General features: G+C 62.4%; 3 protein-coding genes. All 3 read right to left on the bottom strand.

Annotated features, from left to right (window positions below; all coding sequences use genetic code 11):
• Nucleotides 1–493: 493 nt before the first annotated feature.
• Genes queG through lgt form a run of 3 tightly spaced genes read right to left on the bottom strand, consistent with a single transcriptional unit; the run spans nt 494 to nt 3,074 of the window.
• Nucleotides 494–1,453, bottom strand: a complete 960-nt coding sequence (gene queG, locus QZ292_RS10105; protein ID WP_294601170.1) for a tRNA epoxyqueuosine(34) reductase QueG — start codon at nt 1,451–1,453, stop codon at nt 494–496.
• Nucleotides 1,454–1,469: 16 nt separating this feature from the next.
• Complete coding sequence (gene pepE / locus QZ292_RS10100; RefSeq protein WP_294601168.1) at nt 1,470–2,192, bottom strand: dipeptidase PepE; 723 nt, start codon at nt 2,190–2,192, stop codon at nt 1,470–1,472.
• 9 nt (nt 2,193–2,201) lie between these two features.
• Nucleotides 2,202–3,074, bottom strand: coding sequence for a prolipoprotein diacylglyceryl transferase (gene lgt / locus QZ292_RS10095; RefSeq protein WP_294601166.1), 873 nt, complete (start codon nt 3,072–3,074; stop codon nt 2,202–2,204).
• Nucleotides 3,075–3,185: the final 111 nt, after the last annotated feature.

Here is a 3,185-nt window from a genome sequence, read left to right as displayed (position 1 = left end):
TTCATTCTCAAAATACATTTCGTAACGCCCGTAGCAGTCCGGCGCCAACGGAGGGCGCAACGAGCGCCGACGAGTTGCAGCCCTCCGCCTGCCGGGGCGGCGGACTGTGCGACCCTACGGGTCGCAAAAGATCGGCCCAACTCTCTGCCCCGTGTCCGCCTCACTGCGGCTCCGCTATCGCTCCGCCGCAACCGCGTGCTGACGGCAATCTTATTCAAACGCGCACCTCGCGTTTGAATGATTTCCTATTCCAGCAATCGCGCGCGAGGCTTTTAACCGTCGCCCGCTGGAATTTCATCTCGATTTTGCTATCGCAAAACGAGCGAAATCCCTCTTTACGCGAGCGGGCGGTGCGTGCCGCACTCCCAATTGGCAGCCTCTACCCTAACCGGACGGAACTGCGCTCGGGCCGCGCGGGCCCCACGTCCCGTGGACGGGGAAATGCTCACGCATTTCCACTGACAGCCTCTACCCCATGCTTTGTCCGCGCGCCTCACACTCCGCAGGACTTATTCCTGTGCGGTAGCGACGAGCGGAGCTTCGCGAGTCCCGCACGAGACAGAGGACTCGCTCCGAAACGCTCGGCAAACTCGGCCTCAGACATCTCCTCCCACTCCGAAACGGTCGCCGACAGCTGGACCGGATTCGCCTCCAGACCGCAACCGGGCAGCAATAGAGGTATCCCCGCCCGGTTGTTGTACGGACAGACCTCCATGCAACGGTCGCAGCCGAAAATACGCCCCTCCAGAGCCGGACGAAACGCAGGCTCCACCGCCTCGCGTCGTTCGATCGTCTGGTAGGAGAGGCATCGGCGCGCATCGAGCGTCCGGGGAGCGACGATCGCCCCGGTCGGACACGCCTCCATACACCGTCGGCAAGCGCCGCAGCCGTCCGGCACTTCGGCCGGCGGTGCAAAATCCTCCGGTAGCGGGACGTCCAACAACAACAGACCGATAAGGGTGAAGCTCCCCAGCCGGGGATGCACCAGCATCGAGCTGCGCCCCACCCACCCCAGCCCCGCCCGGACCGCCCAGGCCCGTTCGAAAGCCGGCGCGCTGTCCACCACCGCCCGTCCTTTGGCCGCTGCAAACCCCTCGTGACGGCGAACCGCCTCCAGCAACCGCCGGAGGTTCCGCTTCAGGACGTCGTGGTAGTCCCGCCCCCAGGCGAAACGGGCGATCCGGGGCACCCCCTCCGGCTGGCACACCTCGGGCGGACGGCGATACGAAGTCAACGTCACCACCACGCTGCGCACCTCCGGGAAGAGCCTCCGCAGATCGTGCCGATACGAGGCCGAACGGGCCAGATACCCCATATCGGCGCCGTAACCGGCCGCCAGCCAGGTCTGAAAGCGTTCCCGCTCGGTTTCCAGCGGTTCATAAGCGACGACACCTGCGGCCGAAAAGCCGCAGGTGTCGCATTCGTTCCGGACGATTTCATCCAGTCTGTCCATCGAACCGCGCCGGAGATCAGTCGTTCAACAAAAACGAGAGCTCCTCGCCTGCCGCCAGCTCGCGCGGCGGAGTCCCGAAACGGAACAGCCGCATGGTTCGAGGCCCGATCAACGAGAGGCTCCGCCCCTCGATCCGCAGCATGCACCCTTCGCGCAGCCCGGCCACACGCATCCCCTTATTTGCCGCGATATACTCTTCGATCCGCATCTCGCGCGTCTCGCCCGCATGCCCCTCGGGATGGGCGTCCAGATAGTGCGGGTTGATCTGGAACGGAATGAGTCCCAGCGCCTTGAACGAGAGCGGCTCCACGATCGGCATGTCGTTCGTGGTGCAGATCGTCGGGCAGCTCATATTGGAGCCGGCGCTCCACCCGATATAAGGCACGCCGCGCTCCATCACCGCCTCGCGGATCGGCTCGTAGAGGCCCTGATCCTGCATCGCTTTGGCCAGATGGAAGGTGTTGCCGCCCCCCACGACAATGGCCTGCGCCTTCCGCACGGCCTGCACCGGATCGGTGTAGGTGTGCACGGAATCGACCTCGACGCCAAACTCGGCGAACCGGGTGGCCACTTTGGCCTGATAGTCGTCGTAGCTGAAGGTCACGGCGGCGTAGGGCACGAACAGCACCCGTTTCACCGGAACGGTCGAAACGGCCAGAAAATCGGCGATCTGCTGTTTGGGATATTCCAGATAGGCTTCGCCGGCGTTGGTCGAGTTGCTGATAAGGAGAAGTCGCATGACGGAGGATTATTTTTTGTTTTTCAATGTATTCGGAGCTTTCCCGGCCAAGGGCATGCCGGTGTAGGGCTGAGCCGGCCGCCGCAAGGCCCACCACAGAATCACGCCGCCGGTCGCGATGAACGGCAGGCTGAGTATCTGGCCCATATTCAACACCATATCCTGTTCCCACGCCTCCTGCGGCAGTTTGATGGATTCGATCAGGAACCGGACGGTGAAGAGCAGAATCAGAAAGAGTCCGAAGATTACGCCGCGTTTCTCCTCGGCCAGCCGGGTACGCCAATAGAGGTGCGCCAAAAGGAAAAAGAGGGCCAGATAGGCCAATGCTTCGTATATCTGGGTCGGGTGCATGGGTACGGTCTCATGGGCCCGCAGAAAAACAAAGCCCCAAGGCAGGGTGGTCGGGTCGCCGTAGATTTCGGAGTTCATGAGGTTGCCGAACCGCACGAGGGCACCGGCCAGCGGCACCATCACGGCGACGCGGTCGAGGATCCAGATGTACGGGAACTTCCACTTCCGGGCGAAAAGCCACAGCCCGATGAGCAGCCCCAAGGCGGCTCCGTGGCTGGCCAGTCCGCCGCCGCGGATGTCGAGCAGCTTGATCCACGGGAATCCGTCCATGAACGGATGCAGAAAGTATTCGCCGGGTTCGTAGAAGATGCAGTGGCCGAGCCGGGCGCCGATAATGGTGGCGAGCACGCCGTACAAAAATCCGGAATCGACCAGCCGCGAATCGAGCCCTTCGCGACGCACCATCCGCGCGAAGATCCACAGGCAGGAGAGCAGGGCGACGGCCCACAAAACACCGTACCAGGCTATCTCAAGGCTCCCGAGCGAAAAGGCGACGGGGTCGACGTTCCACTCGACGAAGAGTTGTCTCATAACGATCCGCTTTATTCAGGTAACAAAGATACGATTTTCCCGTGTCTACCCGCAGAGGACTGCCGCTTTTTGGAAAAAGCGGCACCAAAAACTTTTAGTTAGCTACGCTAC

It is taken from the genome of uncultured Rikenella sp., from assembly GCF_910577125.1.
GTDB lineage: Bacteria > Bacteroidota > Bacteroidia > Bacteroidales > Rikenellaceae > Rikenella.
The sequence above is the reverse complement of the archived record's forward strand: the minus strand, read 5'-3'. Positions and strand labels throughout refer to the sequence as shown.

Bases quoted from the DNA above. Each gene is read 5' to 3' on its own strand.
- pepE (WP_294601168.1), bottom strand. From the start codon at position 2,192: ATGCGACTTCTCCTTATCAGCAACTCGACCAACGCCGGCGAAGCCTAT.
- queG (WP_294601170.1), bottom strand. From the start codon at position 1,453: ATGGACAGACTGGATGAAATCGTCCGGAACGAATGCGACACCTGCGGC.
- lgt (WP_294601166.1), bottom strand. From the start codon at position 3,074: ATGAGACAACTCTTCGTCGAGTGGAACGTCGACCCCGTCGCCTTTTCG.